The organism is Lysinibacillus sp. UGB7 (assembly GCF_049058285.1).
Taxonomy (GTDB): Bacteria; Bacillota; Bacilli; order Bacillales_A; family Planococcaceae; genus Lysinibacillus; species Lysinibacillus sphaericus_B.
The window spans coordinates 1-1,431 of sequence record NZ_JBMGUV010000085.1 but is presented as its reverse complement, the minus strand read 5'-3'; the positions used below and the strand labels follow the sequence as shown (position 1 = coordinate 1,431).

The following is a 1,431-nucleotide window of genomic DNA, read 5'->3' as shown; positions in this document are numbered from 1 at the left end:
GTATAATGAGAGTTACTACACACACATTAACAGATTGGAGAAATGCTCTATGTCTATTATACGACAAGAAAGCCTGTTTGATATGCAAATTTTATATGATTTGGAACCTACCCATCGTTTTAACTCTATTTTAGCTGATATTGATATCCACCCAATTCTTGATGTTGTCATGAAAAAGTCCCATTTAGGCGCTCCACAAACGCTTAATTATCCAGCAATGATTTATTCATTAATCATTCGGATCACTGAACATATTCCATTTATCAAAGATTTGATAACACGCCTTCGTACAGATTTACGTTTCAAGGTTGATTGTGGTTTCCTCGTGTCGGATGAAATCCCATCAGAAGCCTCTTATTCGCGTATGATTACATTAATCAGTGAATCAAATGCATTGGATATTGTTCAAGAACGTTTACTTCTACTGGCTATTAATGAAGGTTACGTATCGAATGAAATAGTCGCAATCGATGCAACCCATGTGGAAGCTCGTGATTGCGCACCTTCTAAGAAAGAACAATTAGTGAAAGAACCGAAAAAACGAGGCCGTAAAAAGAAAGAAGAACGTGAACAATGGCTTTTAGAAAAAGCAGAGGAAGAGGCAGATCTTCCACTATATGAAAAGACAATTGCCGCACAATTAGATGTCTCTCTTTCAGAACTCCGATCTTCTGTACCTATCCAACCCCAATGGGGTGTGAAAAAGAATAGCGAAGGAAAAAATGTCTTTTGGTATGGATTCAAATGTCATTTAGCTGTTGGGGCAAAAAGCCAATATATCGTCCAATCCTTATTTTCTTCAGGAAGTCTGAATGATGGAAAAGCAGCTATTCCCTTGTTGAAAGGCATCCAAGAACGTTTCTCTTCCTTAAATATTGCCTATGCAACGATGGATGCCGGGTATGATTACGTTCCGATCTATGAACAGGTTTATCGCATGGGTGCACAATCAATCATTGCTTATAATAAAAAGAATGAACCAGAACCTATTGGTTTTGATAAACATTTCGCTCCAACTTGTGCACGAGAATATTCTTATCGCTATGACAGTTATGACGCTAAACATGAGACGCTAAAGTATACACGTCCTCATGAATGTAACGATTGTCCATTGGCTCACGATAGCTTATGTCAAAAGGTTTATAAAATGAAAATAACAAAAGATCTTAGACGATATACGGCTCCAGCAAGAGGCTCGAAAAAATGGAACCAACTCTATAAGGCGCGAAGTGCCGTTGAACGTGTAAATGCCTATCTAAAAGGCTACTTTCTATTGAATCAGATTTACCATTGTACAGGGAAAAAAGCTAAAGTTCATTTCGATTTAGTACACATTGCATACAATGCATCCAGACTAGCGATGGATAGACTTAGATATACTAATCTTCAAGAATCTACAGCATCATAAGGTATTTCATTCGTTTTTTTAAG

Annotated in this window: 1 protein-coding gene; it reads left to right on the top strand. The window is 37.3% G+C overall.

Going from position 1 to position 1,431, the window contains the following annotated elements; translation table 11 throughout:
• Positions 1–49: 49 nt before the first annotated feature.
• Positions 50–1,408, top strand: a complete 1,359-nt coding sequence (locus tag ACOMCU_RS27965; RefSeq protein ID WP_421052290.1) for a transposase — start codon at positions 50–52, stop codon at positions 1,406–1,408.
• The last annotated feature ends 23 nt before the right edge of the window (positions 1,409–1,431 follow it).

Excerpts from the sequence above, each read along its gene's own strand:
- ACOMCU_RS27965 (WP_421052290.1), top strand. The coding sequence starts at position 50 with ATGTCTATTATACGACAAGAAAGCCTGTTTGATATGCAAATTTTATAT.